Source organism: Runella sp., assembly GCF_027484545.1.
Lineage (GTDB): Bacteria > Bacteroidota > Bacteroidia > Cytophagales > Spirosomataceae > Runella.
Map to the genome: position 1 here is coordinate 1 of NZ_JAIXST010000204.1, position 19333 is coordinate 19333.

Annotated in this window: 17 protein-coding genes; 12 read left to right on the top strand and 5 right to left on the bottom strand. The window is 42.1% G+C overall.

Translation table 11 applies throughout. The features are described 5' to 3' along the window. The coding region (locus Q0081_RS19200) for an ISAzo13-like element transposase-related protein (RefSeq protein ID WP_409034079.1) at positions 1–255 on the top strand (255 nt) is incomplete at its 5' end. Between the two features lie 9 nt (positions 256–264). Here Q0081_RS19200 and Q0081_RS19205 read toward each other — a convergent pair. Both Q0081_RS19205 and Q0081_RS19210 read right to left on the bottom strand, forming a co-directional pair. Further along, positions 265–675 carry a hypothetical protein gene (locus Q0081_RS19205; RefSeq protein ID WP_298357022.1) on the bottom strand — a complete coding sequence of 137 codons (411 nt, stop codon included), beginning with the start codon at positions 673–675 and terminating at the stop codon, positions 265–267. Positions 676–698: 23 nt separating this feature from the next. Beyond that, positions 699–1919 (bottom strand): FtsX-like permease family protein, encoded by a 1221-nt coding sequence (locus Q0081_RS19210; RefSeq protein WP_298357024.1) that lies wholly within the window; start codon positions 1917–1919, stop codon positions 699–701. Positions 1920–2090: 171 nt separating this feature from the next. Between Q0081_RS19210 and Q0081_RS19215 the strand changes: the two genes are divergently transcribed. From Q0081_RS19215 to Q0081_RS19250, 8 genes are all read left to right on the top strand, one after another. After that, positions 2091–3299 carry an acetyl-CoA carboxylase biotin carboxylase subunit family protein gene (locus Q0081_RS19215; RefSeq protein WP_298357027.1) on the top strand — a complete coding sequence of 403 codons (1209 nt, stop codon included), beginning with the start codon at positions 2091–2093 and terminating at the stop codon, positions 3297–3299. 123 nt (positions 3300–3422) lie between these two features. Further along, on the top strand, positions 3423–4553 hold the full coding sequence (locus Q0081_RS19220) for a MalY/PatB family protein (RefSeq protein ID WP_298357030.1): 1131 nt from the start codon (positions 3423–3425) through the stop codon (positions 4551–4553). A 24-nt stretch (positions 4554–4577) separates the two neighbouring features. After that, complete coding sequence (locus Q0081_RS19225) at positions 4578–5822, top strand: AAA family ATPase (protein WP_298357033.1); 1245 nt, start codon at positions 4578–4580, stop codon at positions 5820–5822. After that, positions 5815–6552 (top strand): hypothetical protein, encoded by a 738-nt coding sequence (locus tag Q0081_RS19230; protein ID WP_298357036.1) that lies wholly within the window; start codon positions 5815–5817, stop codon positions 6550–6552. The genes Q0081_RS19225 and Q0081_RS19230 overlap by 8 nt, the downstream gene beginning before the upstream one ends. Positions 6553–6683: 131 nt before the next feature. Next, positions 6684–7628: a hydrogen peroxide-inducible genes activator gene (locus Q0081_RS19235; protein WP_298357039.1), complete on the top strand. Its 945-nt coding sequence runs from the start codon at positions 6684–6686 to the stop codon at positions 7626–7628. A 135-nt stretch (positions 7629–7763) separates the two neighbouring features. Next, on the top strand, positions 7764–8858 hold the full coding sequence (locus Q0081_RS19240; protein ID WP_298357042.1) for a sensor histidine kinase: 1095 nt from the start codon (positions 7764–7766) through the stop codon (positions 8856–8858). Positions 8859–8863: 5 nt separating this feature from the next. Then, positions 8864–9580 (top strand): LytTR family DNA-binding domain-containing protein, encoded by a 717-nt coding sequence (locus tag Q0081_RS19245; protein ID WP_298357045.1) that lies wholly within the window; start codon positions 8864–8866, stop codon positions 9578–9580. Positions 9581–10344: 764 nt separating this feature from the next. Further along, entirely contained in the window at positions 10345–11397 is a 1053-nt protein-coding gene (locus tag Q0081_RS19250) for a VOC family protein (RefSeq protein ID WP_298357048.1), read from the top strand. Positions 11398–11568: 171 nt separating this feature from the next. Here Q0081_RS19250 and Q0081_RS19255 read toward each other — a convergent pair whose 3' ends face one another. Both Q0081_RS19255 and Q0081_RS19260 read right to left on the bottom strand, forming a co-directional pair. After that, complete coding sequence (locus Q0081_RS19255) at positions 11569–12429, bottom strand: alpha/beta fold hydrolase (protein ID WP_298357051.1); 861 nt, start codon at positions 12427–12429, stop codon at positions 11569–11571. After that, positions 12430–12879 carry a hypothetical protein gene (locus tag Q0081_RS19260; RefSeq protein WP_298357054.1) on the bottom strand — a complete coding sequence of 150 codons (450 nt, stop codon included), beginning with the start codon at positions 12877–12879 and terminating at the stop codon, positions 12430–12432. A gap of 162 nt (positions 12880–13041) precedes the next feature. Between Q0081_RS19260 and Q0081_RS19265 the strand changes: the two genes are divergently transcribed. Together Q0081_RS19265 and Q0081_RS19270 are read left to right on the top strand one after the other, a co-directional pair. Continuing rightward, on the top strand, positions 13042–14706 hold the full coding sequence (locus Q0081_RS19265) for a T9SS type A sorting domain-containing protein (RefSeq protein ID WP_298357057.1): 1665 nt from the start codon (positions 13042–13044) through the stop codon (positions 14704–14706). A gap of 83 nt (positions 14707–14789) precedes the next feature. Further along, a complete protein-coding gene (locus Q0081_RS19270; protein WP_298357060.1) occupies positions 14790–17246 on the top strand; it encodes a TonB-dependent receptor plug domain-containing protein in 2457 nt (818 codons plus the stop codon). Between the two features lie 55 nt (positions 17247–17301). Here the strand turns inward: Q0081_RS19270 and Q0081_RS19275 are convergent, their stop codons facing one another. Further along, positions 17302–18291 carry a phytanoyl-CoA dioxygenase family protein gene (locus tag Q0081_RS19275; RefSeq protein WP_298357063.1) on the bottom strand — a complete coding sequence of 330 codons (990 nt, stop codon included), beginning with the start codon at positions 18289–18291 and terminating at the stop codon, positions 17302–17304. A 185-nt stretch (positions 18292–18476) separates the two neighbouring features. Between Q0081_RS19275 and Q0081_RS19280 the strand changes: the two genes are divergently transcribed. Beyond that, a complete protein-coding gene (locus Q0081_RS19280; protein ID WP_298357066.1) occupies positions 18477–19325 on the top strand; it encodes an AraC family transcriptional regulator in 849 nt (282 codons plus the stop codon). The last annotated feature ends 8 nt before the right edge of the window (positions 19326–19333 follow it).

Sequence of the window (19333 nt, forward strand, 5' to 3'; positions counted from 1 at the left end):
TACGCTTCAAAATGGAATCCCATAGAGCATCGACTCTTTTGCCATGTTCATTATGCCATGAGCGGAGTGGTTTTTACCGACTATAATGTCGTCAAAGAGCGTATCGAAGCAACTACAACGGGATTAACCGTTGTAGTTAGATTAAATCTTGTCGAATACCAAAAAGGTATCAAAGTTGATAAATCTGTAAGTGATGATATTAGAATCCAAAGGCACCCTAAAATCCCTGATTTAAATTATAGAATTAATTATTAAATGTTCAACTTATTTAATTCTCGTTCTTAGGTGTTTATTATAACTGGAATCTTCTACAAAAGTTTGGGCTTGGCCATCTGTTTTGAAAAGTTCGTAACCGAACTTTTCAAAGTTAAATACGTAATAGTATAGTTGATTGTTTAAAACAAAAAAAATGGGTTTTTGAAGAGAAGAACGATATGTATAAAGATATTGATCGGAAATTTTTACAGTTCCTATTTCACTTCCATTCGTTTTCCACCAACCTGGCCCGTCACTACCTTGTGCGGCAAAATAGATTTCTCCATTCATTTCCACAAAATTGGAAGGTGTAGAACCTGCTTCTTCAAGGTTTATATTTTTAAACAAACTGATTTGTCCTAACGCTCCGGTAAATGCGGAAAGCAAAAGAATCATCCAAAAAAACGATATTTTTCTCATCTCTAATTTGAAGTTTTGATTTTTTACTTCTTAAACACCAATGCCTGCACCGGCCGTATGCGGCTGATAATGAAGGTGGGAATAAATAAAATGAGAGCGATAAGAATCAAAATGCCCATATTCAGAAGGGCAAATAGAAGCCAATCAAAGACAATCGGTACGGTATTCATGAAGTAATTGACTGGGTCGAGCGGAATGATTTTGAATTGGTATTGTATCCAACAAAGCCCCAATCCTACGATATTTCCGATAAGTAAACCTTTGACTGCCAATTGAATGCCTACAAAAAAGAAAATACGCCGAATCTGCGTGTTGGGACTGCCGAGGATTTTTAAAAGCCCTATCATCGGGGTACGTTCCAGCATCATAACCAGCAAAACGGAGGCAATATTAAAGCCGGTCACAAACAAGACTAAAACCAGCAGCACTAAGGTATTTTGATCCAACAATTGGAGCCATTCAAACAACGGACGAAATCGTTCCGTAACGCGTTCCATGCGCATATCGCTTGGAAGTTGGTTGTAAAGCGCTTTGGCTGTGACGTTCAGTTGTTCAAAGTCTTTGACAAAATATTCGTAAGCACCTACCGAATCGGCTCCCCAGCCATTGAGGCGTTGGATAAGGCCAATGTCGCCCAAAACCAATTGATTGTCAAACTCTTCGAGGTTAGTTTCATAAATCCCCACGATGTTTAGCTTGCGTACGCGAGGAGGGTTTTGTACAAAGTACAGGGTGACATTCTCTCCAATTTTCAGGTTTAATTTTCGGGCAATAATTCGACTGATAATCAATTCGTTGGAATAAGTGGTGCCTGAAAACTGAATAGCGCGACCTTCCACTAAACTTTCCGATAACAGTTTCCAATCGTAATCACGACCCACGCCTTTCAGTACGATTCCCTGCAATTCGTCGGGTGTTTTGAGAATACCGGTTTTGTGCGCAACGGCTTGGCGATGACGAATGCCGGGTATCTTTTGCCAATCGTCGTAGGGACGGGTATGTAAGGGAAGCGGGGTTTCTTCAAAAGATTGATTCAGTGATAATTTTGAGACTTGAATATGAGAACCAAACAAAAACACTTTTTGATAAATGGTGTTTTTAAATCCAAACAACACCGCTAAAGCGACAATACCAACAGCAACGCCCAAGGAAATGGTCGCGACTCCAACGCGGGACACCGTAGCAGAAAAGGTGGTCTGCTGGGGTTTGCGAATACGACGGGCAATGAAAATAGGGAAATTCACAATCTGCGTTTGTTTGAAAGTTTGTTCCTTTGTATGTTTGGAAAGTTACTGCAATAGTAATGCTTTTTAAGTACTGATGATGAATGAGTCAATGAGCGAATGCGTGAATTTTTACTTTTTGCCCTTTGTCTTTTGCCTTTTTTCTTTTACACTCTAAACTTGACACTCATTATGGGTCTTACTTTTCTCTGCATTACCTGTTACTTCAAAGGAGGTGATTTTTTACGGGCTTGTAAAGAAGCCGGCAACATGGTTTATCTGCTCACGGCCAAAAGAACCGAGGGGAAAGCTTGGCCTTACGAGTCTATTGACGAAATTTTCTATTTGGAAGACGATTCCAATACGCTCCCGAGTTTTGAAAATATGCTCAAGGGGCTGGCGTATGTGATGCGTACCCGTAAGATTGATCGGGTAGTGGCATTGGATGATTTTGACGTAGAAAAAGCCGCACTCGTTCGCGAACATTTCCGTATTCCGGGCATGGGGCAAACGACGGCCCGTTATTTTCGGGATAAACTCGCGATGCGTGTTCAGGCACGGGATGCGGGAATCAAAGTCCCGCCTTTTACGGGTTTGTTTAACGATGTGGAAATCACGGAGTATCTTCAGGCGACTTCGGCACCGTGGGTCATTAAACCGCGCTCGGAAGCTTCGGCGGCAGGAATCAGGAAAGTATACAGTTTTGATGAAGCTTGGCAAACAGTACACAGCTTAGGAGAAGAACGCCACATGTTCTTGATTGAGCAGTTTAAGCCCGGGGATGTGTATCACGTAGATGCGCTGACGCTCGACCACAAAGTGATTTTTGAACGCAGCAGCCAATACCTCAATACACCTTTTGAAGTGGCCTACGGTGGCGGTATTTTTCGCTCGGTAACGGTAGAGTTTAACTCAAAAGATGCCAAAGCCCTCAAAAAAGTGAATGAACAAGTATTGAAAGCGTTTAATTTGAATTACAGCGCTTCGCATACCGAAGTCATTAAATGCTATGAAGACGGCGAATTTTATTTTTTGGAAACTGCCTCCCGAGTAGGAGGGGCGCACTTGGCCGAAATGGTAGATTTCTCTTCGGGCATTAATTTGTGGTGGGAATGGGCTAAAATCGAAACTGCCATTGCCAAAGGAGAAGAATATACGTTACCCGCCGTTCGGAAAGAGTATTCGGGAATCATCATTTCGTTAGCAAGACAGGAATGGCCGGATATTTCTCCTTTTAATGACCCCGAAATTGTTTGGCGAATGAACGAAGAATACCACTTAGGCTTGATCGTACAATCTACAAGCAGAGAACGTGTGATGGAATTGATGGATAAATACGCCGAAATGATTCGTCACGATTACCACGCCTCCGCTCCCGCAAAAGATAAACCAACACACTGATTAAAACTAGGTTATTCGTTAACGGTTAACAGGAATAGCTAATGTGAAAATAAACAAATGTCACATTGATATTTTGACGTAAAGACGGATAACAGATAACCAACAACGGATAACATCTCCTAAATGACCAATTTCGACCAAATTATTGACCGTCGCCACACCAATAGTTACAAGTGGGACAAATTCCCTGAAACAGTATTGCCCGTATGGGTTGCGGACATGGATTTTCGGGTAGCACCTCCCATTCTTGAGGCGCTGGACAAAGTAACTCAACATGGTATTTTTGGCTATGCGCGTTGCCCTGACGAATTATATGAAGTTATTATTAAGCGATTGGCTACGCGCCATCATTGGGACATTGAGAAAAATTGGATGATTTGGCTCGGAGGATTGGTTCCTGCCATTGGTCTTACAATTAGAGCTATCACTCAAGTAAGAGAAGCAGTGATGACGGCTACGCCAGTGTATCACCCGTTTATGATTGAAATTGAAATGGCCGACCGTGAATTGCAAAAAGTACCATTGCGATTGGAGGGCGAGCGTTGGACACTTGATTTTGAAGCAATAGAAGCGGCCATTACTCACAATACCAAGCTGTTTTTGTTGTGCAATCCTCATAACCCCGTTGGAACGATGTTCACTCGGGAAGAACTGCAACAATTGCATGATATTTGCCAACGTCACGGGATTATTGTTTGTTCTGATGAAATTCATTGCGATTTGGTTTTGGACTCTGCCAAAGAACATGTTACGTATGCCACGCTCAATCCCGAAGCCGCTCAAAACAGCCTGACCTTGTTGGCTCCCAGCAAAACCTTCAATTTGGCAGGTTTGGGCTGTTCATTGGTCGTAATTCCGAATGACAAACTCCGTGCAAAATTTGTGCATACCAAAGCGGGTTTGATGCCTTTGCTTTCGGCTTATGCTTATGAAGCTGCGTTGGCGGCTTACCGCGACGGGGCTGAATGGCACGCGGAGTTGTTAACTTATCTAAAAGGGAACCATGACTTATTGCTGAAATCGGTGAATCAAATGAAAGGCGTGAAAATGAGACCGTTGGAAGCTACCTATTTGGCGTGGATTGATGTGCGTGATACGGGCTTGACCGACGTAGCCAAACGTTTGGAAGAAGCGGGGGTAGGCATCAATGATGGCTCTATCTTTGGACAGCCCGGTTTTATCCGCCTCAATTTCGCCTGTACCCGTGCTAATTTAGAAGAAGTTTTGAGGAGAATGAAGACCGTATTTGCGTAAATTTGCTCTTGAAGTATCAATCTCATGGAAAATCAACCTAATTACATTCGGAGTATTTCGCTCGAAAATGTCCGTTGTTTTGGCAGTAAACAAACGCTTTACTTTACCCAAAATAACCAATCGGATGGCGAAATTGCTATGTGGAATGTGATATTAGGAAATAATGGGACGGGAAAGACGACGATTCTTAAAGGTATATCGGGATTGCATGTGGTATTTTATGATCAAAAAAATGTTCAATGGCTAAAGTATGGATCATACTTTTCAGTGAAAAAAAGTGAAGAATACGGGCGAATGGGAATGATTCTTAACGACTTTAACGGTTACCGATATGTTTTAAATAACTTTAGCCTTAATGTAACGTTAGCAGGTTTTATTAAAGAAGAACCGAATGATAGAGACAGAAATAAAGCACCTCTTTTTGCTTATGGCGCTGCTCGAAAAATAGGAACATTAGGTATTTCAGAGGATTTGCCTGATTATACATTATCCCTATTTGACGAACAGGCGGCACTTTTAAATGCTGAGAAATGGTTAATTGATGCCGAATATTTAGCGTTGAAAGGAGAACCACAACATCAGAAAAGGTATGAATTGGTCAAAAGTACATTACAGAAACTGCTGAAAGCAGAAGTGTCGGGTTTTGAAATAAAGACGGAGAATAACGTTGCTAAAGTCTATTTTAAGACTCATTATGGCGAAGTCCGATTGCATGAGTTAAGCTTAGGCTATAAAACACTAATTGCTTGGGTAACCGATTTGGCAAGTGGATTAATTGACAGTTATTTCATAAGCGAAAACCCTTTAGCCGAACCTGCCATTTGTCTGGTAGATGAAATTGACTTGCACATGCACCCGCAAATGCAGCGGAATGTGATGAAATTTTTGCGGGAAACATTTCCGAAAACACAATTTATATGCACGGCTCACAGTCCTTTAATTGTTCAATCGGGAGAAGATGCCAATATCATTTTGTTGCGCCGGAAAGGAGATGAAGTGGAAGTCGTAAATGACGTAGACGACGCAAAAAACTGGCGAATTGACCAAATTCTGGACAGTGATTTGTTTGAAAATACAAGTAGTTATTCGCCTACCATTGAGCAGAAAGTTAACAAAAGACGGGCTATTTTACTCAAAGACAAACCTTCAAAAAGAGAAAAGGTCGAATTGTCAAAGTTAGATGATTCATTGGATAACCTTTCTGTGACTGAATCTCCTGAATATCTTCAAGCTCTCAAAATTTTGAGCAAAGTTCAAAAAAATGGTTAGGATTGATAAAAGCAAGGTTGGAATTCCGGCGATTTTAGGGGAGGGAGGTAAAGGAGAGAGCGCAACTCAGGAGTTAATTCAACATTATGAGGCAGGAAAACGAGATTTCAAAAGCACTGATTTTGCTTCCGAGATTTATGGTCATAAAACTGTGAAATCACTTTTAATGAAAGTACAGAGTAAAAAATGCTGCTTTTGCGAACGGAAGCGTCCACACGCCCGAGAGGGCGATGTAGAGCATTTTCGGCCTAAAACTGGATTTAGGATAAAAAGCAAAAGTGCTTTGATTAAACCTGGCTATTATTGGCTTGCCTACGATTTCAGCAATCTTTTTTACGCATGCAAAGTTTGCAATCAGGAATATAAGAAGAACTTTTTTCCTATCGCCGATGAAACACTGCGTGCACGCTCACATCAGGGTAATTGGATGCTCGAAGAGGCACTAATTATTCACCTTGAATTTGATAATCCAGCTGACCACATTGAGTTTTTAGCTGAAGTAGCTAAACCTAAAGCTGGCTCATTTAAAGGAAAGAATACGATAAAGTTGGTAGGTTTAAATAATTCTGAACTGTTAAAAGAACGTTTTACTTTATTTAGCGTCCTTAAAATTTTAGCTAAAGAGGCTCGTCAAGGAAATATAGAAGCCAAAAAGTATTTCAAAAAAATCAGTCGTAAGGGTCACCAATTCTCCCTCATGGTTCGCTGCAATTTTCCTGATTTAGTTTAAAATACACGTACAAAGCGTAATACAGCTAATTATACCGCAAGTTTAACTACTCGAACCCACCTTCACAATCCTATTGACACCTTCATTTGTGAATCATATCAATGTAATTTGTATTTTCATAAATAAAATCTATGACCTTCACTCAGCTTGAATATGTAGTAGCTTTGGATACTTATCGACATTTTGCCACTGCTGCCGAAAACTGCTTCGTAACGCAGCCTACGCTCAGTATGCAGGTGCAAAAATTGGAAGACGAATTAGGGGTTAAAATTTTTGATCGCAGTAAACAACCCGTTGTCCCCACAGAAATCGGGGAGGCCGTGATTCGACAGGCGCGGGTTTTGTTGCGGGAGGCGCTCAAAACCAAAGAAATGGTGGAAGAGCATAAAGGAACGGTGGCAGGAGAGATGCGGGTAGGTATCATTCCGACGTTAGCACCTTATTTGTTGCCTTTATTTTTGGAAAATTTTATCAATAAATACCCACAGGTCAAGTTGAAAATCGTTGAATTGACGACCGCGAATTTAATCTATAAATTGAATAAAGATTTAATTGATGTGGGAATTGTGGTGACTCCGTTGCAGGATGAACGAATTTTTGAACAGCCGCTGTTTTATGAAGAGTTTGTAGCGTACGTATCAGAATCGGAGGTTGCTTATAAAAAAGACTACATACTTTCGGAAGATATTGATTTTGATCGGTTGTGGCTGTTGGAAGAAGGGCATTGTATCCGTGGGCAAATTTTAAATATATGCGAGTTACGAAAGCAAAATGCTCATCAGCGTAATTTTGAGTATGAATCGGGCAGTATTGAGACCCTCAAACGAATGGTCGAACACTACGGCGGCGTGACTATTTTGCCCGAACTTTCCCTGCGAGACTTATCCACCAAGCAGCGGCAACAGATACGGCGTTTTCAGGCACCTACGCCCATCCGGGAGGTAAGTTTGGTGACGTTGAGGCATCATCTCAAACGCGGACCAATCGAGGCAATGAAAGCCGAGATTTTAGCTGTCATTCCTGATAAAATGAAACAGCCCAATCAGCGAAAATTGATAGATTTGGGAGTGAGTTGATGTAAGTTCGTCTAATAATTACCGCGAAACGTCGCTTCGTAGGCGGTAACTGTTTAATCTTTTAGTAACTTTCAATTGTAGAGTCAAAAAAATATACATTACCCTTGACATTTACCAATCGTTCTTAAACCAGTTATGACGACCCAATCAATTTCTTTACCCGTTGCGCCACCTGCCCAAAAAATTAGGTGGCGACAGATTTTGGTCATTGTTACCCATATTTTCTTTTGGGCTTGCTTTATTTTTCTACCTTTTTTATTGATTCAATCCCAACAACAGGCAACGGCCGGAGCAAGTGACTTGCTGAAATTAACTCAGCAACAAAAAGATCGAAATTGGCAATTGTCCTTTTATTTCAGTCAATTTTTTTCGGTGCTGTTGTTCTATACCAACTCTGAAATACTGCTTCCCCGAGTTTTCAAAAAACGAGGATTAGGTGTTTACGTTCTGGTAATTGTGCTTATGCTGGTGATGGTTTTTACCATTACCTACTTTTTTCGGTATTGGTTGTGGGGAATACGGCCTTATACTTGGTTTAGTTACACTACTTTTTATTCACTTATTTCCGCTTTTGGGATCAGTACCTGTTTTCGCTTATTGGGAGATTATCAACGGGAACATCGCCTGCAAAACGAACAGGAGAAGGTACGTTTACAGTCGGAATTGTCGTTTTTACGGTCGCAGATCAGCCCGCATTTTATGTTCAACCTGATGAACAGCTTGGCGGCTTTGGCGCGTAAAAAGTCAGATATGCTGGAACCGATGATTGTGAAGATGTCGGATTTACTGCGGTATATGTTGTATGACTCCGACGATTCAAGAATTCCGCTGGATAAAGAAATCAATTATTTGAAGAGTTATGTCGAACTTCAGCACATGCGTTTTGGCAATAAAGTGAAGGTAGATATGAATTTTGAGGCACCGATTAACGGGATTGCTTTAGAACCGATGTTGCTGATTCCTTTTGTAGAAAATGCCTTCAAACACGGAACAGGCCTTATCCGGGAGCCTTCCATTCAAATTGCGTTGGCTACTGCCCCTAAAAAAATACATTTTAGAGTACAAAATCGTTATAACAGTGATTTTGTGGAAGCTAAAGACAATAATTCAGGAATTGGATTGGCTAATGTAAAGCGGCGCTTGGAATTACTTTATCCGGATACGCATACCTTGAAGATAACGAAAGATAAAGATTTGTTTATTACTGAATTAGAAATTACGCTGAAATAAATACTATGTCAAAACTTCGTTGTATAGCGGTGGATGATGAGCCTCTTGCGCTTGAATTATTGGAAGATAATATTCGTCAGGTTCCCTTTTTAGAATTAGTGGCAAGCTGCCAAAATGCATTTGAAGCAATGGATGTGTTGCATGAACAGGATGCAGATTTGCTTTTTTTAGACATTCAAATGCCGGGTATTTCAGGCGTACAGTTTTTGAAATCTCTGCAAGGGCAAAGTTCGTCGCCGATGGTGGTGTTTATTACGGCTTATGAGCAATATGCGTTGGAAGGATTTGATTTGGATGTAGTTGATTATCTGTTAAAGCCCGTGGCTTTTGAACGTTTTCTGAAATCTGCCAATAAGGCATACGAACTGTTTAAACTGCGGCAACACTCCCCGCCCGAAATTTCGGCTACACATTTTTTTGTTAATGCCAATTATGCCCTCGTTAAAATTCGTTACGATGAAATCATGTACATCGAAGGTCTGAAAGATTACGTTAAAATATACATTACTTCTGCCCGGCATCCTGTCATTACCCGCATGACGTTAAAAGGGATTGAGCAAAAATTGCCGACGCAGGCCTTTATGCGAATTCACAAATCCTACATTGTTTCCTTAGATAAAATCCAGTCCGTTCGTAATCTCAAAATTCACATAGGAGAAGCAATTATCCCCGTTGGAGAGCAGTACGTAGAGGAATTTATGAAAGCGATTGGGGAAGGATAAAGGATTTGCTCTCTTATTATGGATGAATCGTCGCTACAAACTGCGGTTTGACATATAAGATGATAGCCTATTTTAATCTTTTTGCCTGTTTGGCGTTCTAAGGAATAGCGTCACATACCATTACTGTTAGAAGCATGGAATACGTTTGCGTAAAATGCAAAGATCGCTTGACGTATGAGCAAGCGTTCAATGCCCATACTCACATTATAGGGAAACAGGAAGGAAACGTTTATGTAGAGTCAATGGATGACGAATGGATAGGAGACCGCTGCCAAATTTGTACCAAAAAGTGTGGAGTAAAATCCTTATCTATTTTCGAGAGGGCTCTCCAGTGCCTCCTTTGATTTGATTTAGGTTGGCTTTATTTAGAGTAAAAAAACATATTTTCGATTTTTTACTCTAAATAAAGCCCCTTTAGCAAGAACCGAACTCTCCTTTGTTGTTTGTTGTCAATTTCTTGTTTTTCTCAAAAATCCCCTGCTCAGTACGATGATCCTATAGCTGGTTCAGCCCCAGCCTTGCGGGGACCGAAAGTGAGCGTTATCACAGCGAGTTGCTTGGGCAATTTGCTCCCGCATAGGAAGAGAACTTTTGTTAAAAATGGGGCCAAAGCCTAACAAAGAATGGGGGAAGAACGCCGCTGAGTTGTCTTCTCTCTTTCAATAATAGACAAATAATACTTAACGGATAACGAACGGGCTTTTCTCAAGTTTTAAAAAAAGCCGTATCTTAGCCCCATCAATTCATCCCTCTTTTTTAGCTGTATGAACGAACTGATTAGCGGTATTCAACAAGTAGGCATTGGCGTTCCAAACGCCAACGAAGTATGGAAATGGTATAGAAGGACGCTGGGATTGAATGTGCCCATTTTCAACGATGAAGCAGATGCAAAGTTGATGGTTAGCTATACTTCTGGCGAGGTGCGTCGTCGTCATGCTATTATGGCGCTTAATATGGCCGGTGGAGGTGGTGTTGAGATTTGGCAGTATAAAAATCGTATTCCCGTTGAGCCTGCCTTTGAACCGAAATTAGGTGATTTGGGAATTTTGTCCATTAAAATAAAATGCCTGGATGTGCCCAAGTTTTATGGTCAATTGTCGTCCGAAGAACAAAAGTCATCCTTAGGTACATCTCCCGAAAAACGTTCGCATTTCTGGCTGAGAGACTGTCGTACTAATTTGTTACAAATTGTTTCCAACGAGTCTTGGTTTCGCCCCAATGGTTTTTTAACGGGTGGCGTTTGCGGCGCGGTCATTGGAGTGAGCGATATCGAAAAGTCAATTCGTTTTTATGCCGATACGCTGGAGATTGATGAAGTTGTTTATGACAAAACGGGTACGTTTGAAGACTTTAAATTTTTAGGTGCTGATAAAGAGAAGTTTCGTCGGGTATTGCTTCGCAAAACGTTAGGGAAAGCGGGTGCATTCGGTAAACTTCTTGGCGGAGTGGAAATAGAATTGGTGCAGGCATTGGACCGAACTCCGCGTAAAATATTTGAAGACCGCGATTGGGGCGATGCCGGATTTATCCACCTATGTTTTGATGCGCTAAACATGAACGCGCTCAAAAACCGCTGCCAAGCCAATGGATTTCCGTTCACGGTAGATAGTGCCGATTCCTTTGATATGGGAGAAGCTGCCGGACGTTTTTCGTACGTGGAAGACCCAGACGGAACACTGATTGAGTTTGTAGAAACCCACAAAGTGCCTATTGTCAAGAAGTTAGGGATTTATCTTAATCTTAAAAAACGCAAAAAACAAACTCACTTACCTGATTGGATGGTAGCGACGTTGGGTTGGGGAAAAGTGAAAGATTAACGTGTTTTCGGTTTCCAGTTAGGAGGTTTATGGTTGACTGTTTAGAGTAGGAAGTTCAGCCTTAGGTTGATTATTTACGGATAAGGGAATGTTAATTTTTCCTGCAACTGTCATTTTAATCTTAAACCCTAAACTGTAAACTCAAAACCGTAAATCATTAACTACTGTATTTTACACCGAATATACTTCTTCCAAAAAAGAGATTACCGCGTTTGTAAATGCGTGATTGGAATCGCCAGCTACCATGTGTCCGGCTCCGGATACGGTCATACTTCGTATGTGAGGAACGGCATCCAAAAATTCTGCCATTACCCGTTCGCTCACTACGTCGCTGATGCCTCCACGAATAATCAATGTAGGAGATTTTAGGTGTTGGGCAGCACTAAAAAGGCGTTCTTCATACTCAATTTGCTGGTTGGGTGTAGCATTTTTCCAGACCTTTAACATCTTTGGATCCCAGTGCCAGTAATACCGTCCCTCCTGAAAGCGCAAATTCTTTTCCAAACGCGAATGGTCGTAGCTTTTTGCCCGTTGCGGCAGATAGGCGGCAACGGCAGCTGCGGCCTCTTCTAAAGAGCCAAATCCATTTTCCAAATGAGAGCTCATAAAAGCAAAAATTCGCTCAATGCCTTTTTGTTCGGCTTTGGGGGCGATGTCTACCAACACAACTGCCGAAACCAAAGATTCAACTGATTCTCCATCTAGTACCAACGATGTAATGCCGCCCATAGAAGCGCCGATAAGGGCAGGCTTGCCGCCTATTTGACGGATAATTGCTTTTAAATCACTCACCAAAGCGTCAGTAAGGTAGTTGCCGTCGGCCGACCAACTGCTGGCTCCATGACCGCGCGCGTCGTAACTAACGGCGTACCAACCTTGTTCGGCCAGTTTGCGGGCCGTGTCTCCCCACGAATGATGGGTTTGTCCGCCGCCGTGTAACAAAATAATGGGTGGAGCTGTTGGATTGCCCCACCCTTGACCATGAATATAAAAATCGGGTTCCGTTTCAAAACGAAGTGTTTGAGATTGCATTTATAGAGCAGGAACTAATTCGAGATAAACATCAAAGCTAAGGCCCTGAAAAACACTGCTATAGCGGAGACTCATGCGTGAGCGTTCGAGTTTATTGATTGGATAAGTACCTTTAAAATCTTTGATGTCTATATCCAGTGTTTTTTCGTTATTTAACAAATTCCACGAGCCCCCATTCAGTACCGTTCTTGCAACAGGGTCAAGCGCCTTCACGGTTTTATCTTCAAAGAATTGAATATTGGTTCCAAAAAAAGCTTTAGCAGAAGTCGGCAGCAGCTCTTTATTAATCACATTGCCGTTTAAATCGGTAATTTTTTCTACTTTCCACGGATTCGTAATCAGAATGTTGACGGTCTGTTCGGGGGTTGGTGTAGTACCGTTATTGCCAGTCTTACAACTTACCAGAAATAGACTGAGTAAGAGTGAACCAATGAACATTATTTTTTTCATAGCTTTCGATATCGGGTTAAATTTGTAGTCAAAATTAGCGTTTTTCTCTTATTATTGCCTAATTTGTGATGTAAAAGTTAAAGGTTATTGAGTTAACGAAGGGGATTTGACATTGCCTTTTTTAGCGTTTAATCCCAAACTTCTAACCAAAAAATGTTTGATATGCGACTTCATTTGTGCCGGTGGATAGGACTGTGTGTATTGTGTGTTTCTACTGTATTTGCTCAGGAGTGTTTGCCACCTTTGCAGTGGACGCCTGTTCAAAGAAATAACGCTATCGAGTGGGAAAAATTTCCCGAATTCTCGCTTCCTTTCACTATTGTTTACGAAGGGCCTCGTTTTGGGGATGCACAATCGCAACCTTTGAAGCACGGATTCAGCCATTTAGCTACTTTTTCGGGCAACGAAAATGCAACATTACCCGTTGGAAAACGCGCCGTTACGTGGTATCACGTAGCTACTGATGCCAATACACAGCCATGGGCGGAGCGTAATTTGGAAAGCCCTTGGGCCAATGACCTAAACGCATATCGAGCTACTTGGGACAGTCAATTAAAAAATTATGCCAATACCTTTACTGATTCTCAGGGAAACGGTGTTCCTAATTACGACATCATAGCCCTTGATATTGAGCGAATTCACGATATCGACCGCGAGATTTTGGGAATTAAAACCAACTCAAGGGTCCCTGAGAATTACCGAAATCTTTCCGATGCTCAGTTTACCGAACGCTACAAGCGCGATATGCAGCGCTTGTATGCAGCTCCCGTGGATTTTTTGCGGGCACGTTCAGGCCCTACTCTGAAATTAGGTAGTTATAGTGACGTTTTGATACGCGGAAGTTTTAACAATTGGCTGGGAATGACCCTCGTACCGTGGGCTGATTGGACTACAGATCCTACTTTATTGCTTCACGTCATGCGCGATACCTTGACCGGAAAGGTAGGAGGGCCGTTTTACAATCAACTTAATTTCCTGACACCTTCCTGCTATTATTACTACGATTATTCAACTTCGCCTTTTGGTAAAGATTATCTTGCTTATATTCTGTTTGTGATTGAAGCCAATCGAGCCTGGTCTGATAAGCCGATCATTCCCTTTATTTGGTTGCGTTACCACGACGCCTTCAATCCGACCATCCCGTTTGTACCCAGCTTTGTAGCCGAAGCTACGGCTATTTTTCCGTTTTTTTCAGGGGCAAAGGGGCTTTGGCTGTGGGAAGCGCCCGTCGAAAATACGCGTCAGGATAATTATTCCACCTACGAATATTTTATTGCGGCTTTGCATCGGCTATCGCAATTCAAGTCTTTTTTTGAAGGAAATTATGAATTGGTCATTCCCCAACCGGCCGTTGAGTCGGCCAAAACCAAATCCGCTATTTGGCGAGGTTCCATCAAAGGGAATAAAATCCTGATTGCTGCTCAAAATCCCTATGCAACTTCCGATACGCAGGTGACGGAGCTAAAACTTACCTATCAGAATTGGCAGAAAACCATCACTTTAAAAGGAAGAGAGGTTTTTTTGTGTAAGTTTGATTACAATACCCTTGCTTCGATAGTCTCCGTTTCGGCTTTAACGAACTTGATTGTAGCCCCCAATCCGGTGAGTGAAAAAATTACGTATCGGTTTGAAAGCGCTTCTTCTATGGCAGGTGTCGTTCATCTTACCGATTTGGCCGGAAGAATACTGGCTCAGGAGAATTTTACGGTAAAACCGGGGATTCAAACACGGGAGCTTCCGGTGAGTCAGCTTTCTGCGGGTATGTACATCCTGAAAATACAGGCATACAACTATCAAATGAGCCAAAAAGTAATAGTTGTTCGGTAACCTATATAATTTTTATAGAAATAACTTTTTTGTTTTTTATAATTGCAGAATTGAAATTACTTCTATTATAAGAATTTTTAGCCATGTATCGTAACAGCCTGTTTATTGCCCTTACTACTCTTGTTTTAGGAACCAGTGCGTTCCGTTTTGAAGACAGTTGGCTGGACAAACTTGTCGCCAAATTTGAAAAGTATTACCGCGTTTATCCCCTGGAAAAAGCGTATCTTCACTTAGACCGTCCTTACTATTCCGTTGGGGAAACCATTTGGTTTAAGGCTTATTTGGCCAATAGTGTCAATAATGCGGCCGATTCAGTGAGTCGGGTGTTGTACGTGGATTTGATAGACAAACAAACCGGTAAAATTATTTTGCTGAAAAAAGCAGAGCTTATCGGTGGGCTGGGACAGGGAGAACTTTCGTTAGGAGATTCTTTACAGGCAGGTGAGTATCAGGTACGTGCCTATACCAATTGGATGCGTAATTTCTCCGAAGACTTCTTTTTTCGTCGCGATGTGCGGGTATTTCGTCCCGATATGCCCGCAACAACCCTTCCTCCAGATCCTGACGCTATTGACGTCCAATTTATGCCCGAAGGTGGAGATATGGTGATGGACATTGAAGGTAGAATTGCATTTAAAGCGGTCAATGCCTTGGGAAAAGGAATAGAAGTAACCGGAGCGATTATTAATCAGGCCAATGATACGCTTTCCGGGTTTACGTCTTATCATCTGGGAATGGGTTTTTTTAGTTTCAAACCGGAAACCGGACAACAATACCGAATCGAAGTGCGTAAACCCAATGGCCAATACGTGAAATACCCCATTCCCACGGTTCGAAAAGAAGGATATGTCCTGACGGTGGATAATCTTTCCAACAAAGACAATGTCCGGGTCATTGTGCGTCATAATAAACCGGAGGGTACAAAAGGAGAGTTAGCTCTGTTTGCTCATACACGCGGAGAAGTGGCCTATGCGGCCAAAGCTTCTTTAGTAAAGAAAACCTTACTTTTTAACATTCCCCGCGCCGATTTAGGAGACGGGATTACTGACATTACATTGTTTGACGAGAATGGAAAACCGGCCGCGGAACGGTTGGTTTTTGTGAATCGGACTCAACCATTGGATGTACAAATCGCTTCGGACAAAGCCACATACAAGCCTCGCGAAAAAGTGGAATTGGAACTCACCGTTAAAAATGCGGAAGGAAAACCAATCAGCGGCAATTTTTCGTTGGCGGCCACTGACGCGAAACAGGTATCGGAAAAAGAACCTTATGCTGCGAATATCCATTCTTACCTGCTGTTAACTTCGGATTTGAAAGGCACGGTAGAACAACCCTCTTATTATTTTGATAAGCAGAATACTAATGCTTCTTCGCGTTTGGATATTTTGATGATGACCCAAGGTTGGCGGCGGTTTGATTGGCAAGAGGTACTGAAAGATTCCCTTGCACACCCTTCTTTTTTTATAGAACAGGGAATTTCATTTTCTGGAAAAGTGGCCCGTTTTAACAAGAAATTGCCCGGTAAAGTAAAACTGACCTACATGATAACGCAGAAAGACAGTTCTCGGGCTGTTATGTCGGGAGAAAGTGCCGAAACGGGGGAGTTTTTGGTGTATGACCTTGATTTGCGGGATACGACCACGGTTCTTGTACAAGCCATTACCGAACGGGGCAATCGCAACCTAAATCTCACCTTTAATCCTTTTCAACCGGCTAAAGTTACGCTTACCAAAGTACCTTACAATCCAATGGAATTTGATGCCAATGATTTGGCAGAATACCTAAAGCGCACGGAAGAATATCTGCGTATTGAGCGACAAATCAGGGCAAGCCGAGAGCAACAATTGAAGGAAGTGGTCATAAAAGCGAGAAAATCAACTTTTGTCAAAGAAGATACCCGACGTATGATGTATGGTACTCCCAGCAATACCGTTAAGTTTGACAATATGAACACGGCCGGGGCACAGTCTATTTTTGACGTGATTCAGGGGCGTGTACCGGGTGTACAAATCTCAGGAAGCGGGCAGAATCGTACCGTGCAGATTCGGGGGGCTGCCAATTTTAGCGGAGTGATTGAACCCTTGTTTGTGTTGGACGGAATGGCCATCAGTAAAGATGCGATTATGAATATTCCACCCAATGATGTGGAGGCCGTTGATATATTGAAGGGGGCTGCGGCAGCTATTTATGGCAGTCAGGCGAGTGGAGGAGTGATAGCCGTGCTTACCAAGCGGGGAGGAAGTAATTATGATTGGTCGAAAGAATCTCCGGAAGGAACACTCGTGGCTAAAGTGATGGGGTACAATCCGGTACGGGAGTTTTATGTTCCAAAATACGACAGACCTGAAGCCGACCACGTTCGCCCCGATTTTCGTCCTACCTTATTTTGGGCACCGATGGTTCAAACCGATAAAGATGGGAAAGCTAAAGTGACGTTTTTTAATTCCGATGCACAAACAGAAGTAAATATACGGGTCGAAGGAATGACATCGACGGGTGCTTTGGGGGTAGGAGCGGGACGATTTAAGATCGAATAAGCCAACCTCGACAAGGTTTGGAACAGGGGCCTCCAAACCTTGCCGAGATTTTGAATTACCACTTTTCGAGTCCTAAAAGCTTTTTGCCTAACTCATTTAGCTCGGCGGCTTCATACTTGGTTTGTTCCCAATTGCGTGGGTCACCCGGGAAGGCATAACCTTCGGGAGAAATGCGGTTTTTCCACGAATTAACTCTCCATTGACGCATGGCATCGTTGTCTTCTTCAGCGGGCATCATCGAAATGTATTGAGCAATCCGGACTTTGTCGCCTGAGCGATTGGGACGAATACCGTGTGGTTGACTGCTGTTAAATATCAACAAATCACCTGCTTCCAACTTTACTTTTACCAATTTATCTTCAAATCCTGTAATGTCAGGCTGAAAGCGATTTCGGTCTTCGGGTTGAGTGAGTTTCCAAGTATCATACGTACGGAAAAGCTCAGGAATGCATTGGAAACCACCCATATTTTCGTCGGTTTGGTCGGCCAGCGCCAACACTCCCTGCACATTTTGAGGTTTTGTTTCGGGGTCATAATCCCAGTGAATGAAGCCCTTGTATTCAAATCCAGGGCGAATGGGAAAGTTAAGGTTAGCACGGTCAATCGTAACCCACAATTTTTCGGTTCCCCAAATATCCACGAAGGCGTCATACACGCGTTGCATTTGGCGGTTGTTCCACAGGTGCTGATTGTTATACACTTCTACCATGCCAGTGTTAGTGAGTTCTTTCATTTTCATTTCAGCGCGAGGCGGTGCGTACCACGTTTCGGGGTCATTGGCGTCTTTTTCTTCAAATTCCCACAAAAACTCAGCCGTGCGTTGGGCTTGCTCGCTCGGTACGGCATTTTTGATCACGACGTAGCCATTTTGAATCCAAAACTGCCAATCTTCTTCGCTCAGTACACGCAAAGGTTGTCCACCGGAACGGTCGCTGAGTTTGATTTGGCTACTGGTAGCCGTAGAAGGGTTTCCCGGAATTTCTTTGTGGTTTTGGTTGGGTATCATTGTGGGAGCCATCGTTGGCACCATTGTTTGGGTTTCCATTTTATGTTTTATTTTAGATTGGAATAATGATACAAAGATAGCGAGTTGCGAAGGCTTAATTCTACTCTTGTAATTGCCTAAATTTGAACTGTATTGATTATTTAACCATCAATATGTGCTTACTTTGTAAAAATATACCTATTTAAGGCTCTCTTCCGGGAATCTGTCGAATAAAGAATAAAGGTATGAAAATACAATTTGAAGAACTAAATATAGCGTCCGACACCTCTTTCAAGATGATGTACAACCCGAGAATGAATGACTTCTTTTTTTGGCATTTCCATCCCGAATTTGAGCTGGTCTATATCGAGGGAGTAAACGGAAATCGGCACGTGGGGGAGCATATTTCTCGCTACGAAGGGAGTGATTTGGTATTTATTGGCTCCAACATTCCACACCTTAATTTTGACTACGGCGTAAAGGAAGAATATGAAAAAATAGTGATTCACCTGAGACCCGATTTTTTGGGCGAATCATTTCCTGCCATTCCTGAACTGACAAGCGTGTTTCAACTTTTTGAGAAAGCTCAATTAGGGATAGGATTTGGCAGTGAGACCAAACAAAAAATAGGTAAACGTCTGAAAAAACTTTACCTATTGCCTCAATTTGACCGGTTTTTGGAAGTGTTGAGTATTTTTCAACTCTTGGCAAATGCCACTGATATTGAATTGTTGCATTCTAAACCCGTTGAAAATCAATACACTAAAAAAGACCAGGAGCGACTTAAACGCCTGTATCGTTTTATTGACGAAAATTTTCAACGGAAGATAGATATTGAAGAAGCAGCAAGCCTTTCTTACTTTACAGTTCCTGCTTTTTGTCGTTATTTCAAAAAGATGACACGGCTGACTTTTACCGAATTCCTGAATCATTATCGAATCAACCAAGCGAAAAAAGGGCTGTTGCTTGATAAAAATGTCACCGAGACCTGCTTTGAATGTGGTTTTGAAAGTCTTTCCTATTTTAACCGAACGTTCAAAAAAATAACGGGCGAAAACCCGTTATCCTTTAAAAAACGCTATTTAAACAAATAGAGAAAGCG

Excerpts from the sequence above, each read along its gene's own strand:
- Q0081_RS19230 (WP_298357036.1), top strand. The coding sequence starts at position 5,815 with ATGGTTAGGATTGATAAAAGCAAGGTTGGAATTCCGGCGATTTTAGGG.
- Q0081_RS19215 (WP_298357027.1), top strand. The coding sequence starts at position 2,091 with ATGGGTCTTACTTTTCTCTGCATTACCTGTTACTTCAAAGGAGGTGAT.
- Q0081_RS19240 (WP_298357042.1), top strand. The coding sequence starts at position 7,764 with ATGACGACCCAATCAATTTCTTTACCCGTTGCGCCACCTGCCCAAAAA.
- Q0081_RS19225 (WP_298357033.1), top strand. The coding sequence starts at position 4,578 with ATGGAAAATCAACCTAATTACATTCGGAGTATTTCGCTCGAAAATGTC.
- Q0081_RS19245 (WP_298357045.1), top strand. The coding sequence starts at position 8,864 with ATGTCAAAACTTCGTTGTATAGCGGTGGATGATGAGCCTCTTGCGCTT.
- Q0081_RS19250 (WP_298357048.1), top strand. The coding sequence starts at position 10,345 with ATGAACGAACTGATTAGCGGTATTCAACAAGTAGGCATTGGCGTTCCA.
- Q0081_RS19270 (WP_298357060.1), top strand. The coding sequence starts at position 14,790 with ATGTATCGTAACAGCCTGTTTATTGCCCTTACTACTCTTGTTTTAGGA.
- Q0081_RS19255 (WP_298357051.1), bottom strand. The coding sequence starts at position 12,429 with ATGCAATCTCAAACACTTCGTTTTGAAACGGAACCCGATTTTTATATT.
- Q0081_RS19260 (WP_298357054.1), bottom strand. The coding sequence starts at position 12,879 with ATGAAAAAAATAATGTTCATTGGTTCACTCTTACTCAGTCTATTTCTG.
- Q0081_RS19280 (WP_298357066.1), top strand. The coding sequence starts at position 18,477 with ATGAAAATACAATTTGAAGAACTAAATATAGCGTCCGACACCTCTTTC.
- Q0081_RS19235 (WP_298357039.1), top strand. The coding sequence starts at position 6,684 with ATGACCTTCACTCAGCTTGAATATGTAGTAGCTTTGGATACTTATCGA.
- Q0081_RS19265 (WP_298357057.1), top strand. The coding sequence starts at position 13,042 with ATGCGACTTCATTTGTGCCGGTGGATAGGACTGTGTGTATTGTGTGTT.
- Q0081_RS19205 (WP_298357022.1), bottom strand. The coding sequence starts at position 675 with ATGAGAAAAATATCGTTTTTTTGGATGATTCTTTTGCTTTCCGCATTT.
- Q0081_RS19220 (WP_298357030.1), top strand. The coding sequence starts at position 3,423 with ATGACCAATTTCGACCAAATTATTGACCGTCGCCACACCAATAGTTAC.
- Q0081_RS19275 (WP_298357063.1), bottom strand. The coding sequence starts at position 18,291 with ATGGAAACCCAAACAATGGTGCCAACGATGGCTCCCACAATGATACCC.